This is a genomic window from Bacillus sp. C30 (genome assembly GCF_040838255.1).
Classification (GTDB): Bacteria; Bacillota; Bacilli; order Bacillales; family Bacillaceae_G; genus Bacillus_A; species Bacillus_A mycoides.
Genome location: NZ_JBFPJH010000387.1, coordinates 1 through 2,855 on the forward strand (window position 1 = coordinate 1; position 2,855 = coordinate 2,855).

Genomic DNA, 2,855 nt, shown 5'->3' on the forward strand with positions numbered 1-2,855 from the left:
ACATAGAGGGTTGTAGCTTGCAAATAGTGAAATGGATATGAAAGAAATAGCGAGCGATTATTTTAACTGAGGTTTTCAATTAGTTAAATAACAGATTAATGAAAAAATTTATAAAATAGTATGAATCGGTAGCGGTTACCGAATTGAAATGAATTTGCTGTAATCGCTCTATAGATTGAAATAAAGGTAGTGACAACAGATGAGAGTAGTTTCAGGAAAATGTAAAGGGCACCCACTTAAAGCGGTACCTGGTAATACAACGCGTCCAACGACAGATAAAGTGAAAGAATCTATTTTTAATATGATAGGTCCTTATTATGATGGTGGTATCGCTCTTGATTTATTTGGTGGTAGCGGTGGTCTTGGAATTGAGGCCATAAGTAGAGGGATTGATAAAGTGATTTTTGTTGACCGAGATAGTAAAGCGATAAAAGTCATTCATCAAAATTTAGAAAGCTGTAGACTACAAGAACAAGCTGAAGTGTACCGAAATGATGCAGAGCGTGCGGTAAAGGCGCTTATAAAGCGTGAAATATCATTCGATCTTATACTAATAGACCCTCCATATAAAGCTCAAAAAATTGTGTCTTTAGTTAGTGTAATGGATCAACATGGATTGTTAAATAAAGATGGCATCATTATGGCAGAGCATGGGGATGACGTGGTTTTACCTGATTCTATAGGAGAACTTGTAAAAGTACGGGCAGAAAACTACGGGATTACAGCAATTTCGATTTATAAGTATGAAGGTGAGGGGACAGAATGACAAGTATAGCTATTTCTTCAGGGAGTTTTGATCCAATTACCCTTGGACATTTGGATATTATTAAAAGGGGAGCAAAAGTATTTGATGAAGTATATGTAGTTGTTTTAAACAATTCATCAAAAAAACCATTCTTTTCGGTAGAAGAACGCCTAGAGTTAATTCGAGAGGCGACAAAGGATATTCCGAATGTAAAAGTTGATTCACATAGTGGATTATTGGTGGAATATGCAAAAATGCGTAATGCAAATGCAATATTACGTGGTTTGCGAGCAGTTTCTGATTTTGAATATGAGATGCAAATTACTTCAATGAATCGAAAATTAGACGAAAATATCGAAACTTTCTTCATTATGACAAATAATCAATATTCATTTTTAAGTTCAAGTATTGTGAAAGAAGTTGCGAGATATGGTGGGAGTGTAGTAGACCTTGTTCCTCCGATTGTAGAGCGTGCTTTAAAAGAAAAGTTTAAAACCCCGTTAAAGTGAACGGGGTTTTTCTTTATGAATGCGTAAAAACAATAAGATGACATATAAATATAAACAAAATAAGGTGAAGATTGGTCCGTAGTGTATAAATGATGTCCAAATATCAGTTAGTGTATAAGAATGATTCAATAAAAATACGGGAAGATCTTCTTGCGTAGGCGAGAAAGAATGAACTTTTTCATAAAATGGTCCCCAAAATATAAAAGTGAAAATAGGAGCGAGAATACTTTGGATAATTCGAGCTAAAAAATATGGTTTAAAGCGGATATCTGTCTCCGCTAATATGCTTGCTACTTGTGCCTGAATAGAAAGACCGCTAAATGCTAAAATGAAGCTTGTTACCATCGCTTGTTGAAGAAGTGTTGTTTCATTAATTTGACTAATCATTTGGCTTCCGAGCGTCATTTCAAAAATACCGGATAATATCGGAATATTAAATTGGGAGGTAAGTTGGAAGAATGATAAAATATGTTGCATAATAAAAGAAAGCGCTTCTGTAATTTGGAAAACAGTAATCATTTTATTTAAAACAGAGAATAAAATAATAAACCCACCAATCATGAGCAGTGTTTGAATAGAAGAAACGATAGCGTCACCGAGTAGTTTTCCGATTGGTCTTTTTTCTTGCATACGTGTTTGGTGGAGGATGGAAAAAGGGTTTTGAAAGGCACGCTTTTGATTCGTATGTTTGTCTTTTATGTAAGTATCGTTATTACCATAAAAGCGCATAAGTAATCCGACGATAAAGTTACTTATATAATGTGCTGCTGCTAATACGAGTCCTAATTTCGGATTATTGAAAAAACCAATAGAAACCGCTCCGAAAATAAAAAGTGGATTAGAAGAATTTGTGAAAGATACGAGTCGTTCCGCTTCAATTTGTGTTAGTTGATTGCTCTTGCGTAGTCTAGCGCTTAATTTGGCGCCAGCGGGGAATCCTGAAGCCATTCCCATTGCCCAAACAAATCCGCCTACCCCTGGAACACGAAACAGTGGACGCATTAGTGGTTCTAATATAACACCGATAAATTTTACAATACCAATACTGATTAGAAGTTCCGCAATGATGAAAAACGGTAGTAGTGAAGGGAATACAACTTCCCACCATATATTTAACCCGCGAATTGAAGCTTGCAAAGCATCTTGGGGGTGAAGTACAAGAGAAAAGGTTAAAAACAACATTGATATGGTAAGAAAAGCAGTTTTCCATTTTTCGTACATGTAAGAAAGTCCCCCTTTGTCCCAAAAACGTTCATTTCAGTATACGTGGATATGTGGTGAATTTAGACCATAAGTATGAAAAAGGAATGAAAAAAATTAAAGGGTGAGAAAAATGAAGGAACCAAAAATCGGTTTAGCGCTTGGATCCGGAGGTGCAAAAGGTTTTGCTCACATAGGGGTAATAAAAGTGTTGAGGGAAGCTGGCATCCCTATTCACATGATAGCAGGTAGTAGTATAGGGGCATTAATTGGTACATTTTATGCAGCGAGTTGTAACGTTGAAAGACTGTATAAATTGGCAGCTGTTTTCAAAAGGAAATATTATTTGGATTTTACAGTTCCTAAAATGGGATTTATTGCTGGAAAACGTATTAAAGATA

4 protein-coding genes are annotated in these 2,855 nt (G+C 35.6%); 3 read left to right on the forward strand and 1 reads right to left on the reverse strand.

Going from position 1 to position 2,855, the window contains the following annotated elements; genetic code table 11:
* Positions 1–199 precede the first annotated feature (199 nt).
* The gene (gene rsmD / locus AB3X49_RS20655; RefSeq protein ID WP_367964432.1) at positions 200–766 is read left to right on the forward strand and encodes a 16S rRNA (guanine(966)-N(2))-methyltransferase RsmD; all 567 of its coding nucleotides are present in this window, start codon (positions 200–202) and stop codon (positions 764–766) included.
* A complete protein-coding gene (gene coaD, locus AB3X49_RS20660) occupies positions 763–1,254 on the forward strand; it encodes a pantetheine-phosphate adenylyltransferase (RefSeq protein WP_002128865.1) in 492 nt (163 codons plus the stop codon). The genes rsmD and coaD overlap by 4 nt, the downstream gene beginning before the upstream one ends.
* On the opposite strand, the gene spoVV is transcribed toward coaD, so the two are convergent.
* Positions 1,246–2,475 carry a dipicolinic acid transporter SpoVV gene (gene spoVV / locus AB3X49_RS20665; RefSeq protein ID WP_367964435.1) on the reverse strand — a complete coding sequence of 410 codons (1,230 nt, stop codon included), beginning with the start codon at positions 2,473–2,475 and terminating at the stop codon, positions 1,246–1,248. The two genes, coaD and spoVV, sit on opposite strands and share 9 nt — an antisense overlap.
* 112 nt (positions 2,476–2,587) lie before the next feature.
* On the opposite strand from spoVV, the gene AB3X49_RS20670 reads away from it, so the two are divergent.
* A partial coding sequence (locus AB3X49_RS20670; RefSeq protein WP_367964437.1) for a patatin-like phospholipase family protein occupies positions 2,588–2,855 on the forward strand: 268 nt, incomplete at its 3' end.

Excerpts from the sequence above, each read along its gene's own strand:
- spoVV (WP_367964435.1), bottom strand. The coding sequence starts at position 2,475 with ATGTACGAAAAATGGAAAACTGCTTTTCTTACCATATCAATGTTGTTT.
- coaD (WP_002128865.1), top strand. The coding sequence starts at position 763 with ATGACAAGTATAGCTATTTCTTCAGGGAGTTTTGATCCAATTACCCTT.
- rsmD (WP_367964432.1), top strand. The coding sequence starts at position 200 with ATGAGAGTAGTTTCAGGAAAATGTAAAGGGCACCCACTTAAAGCGGTA.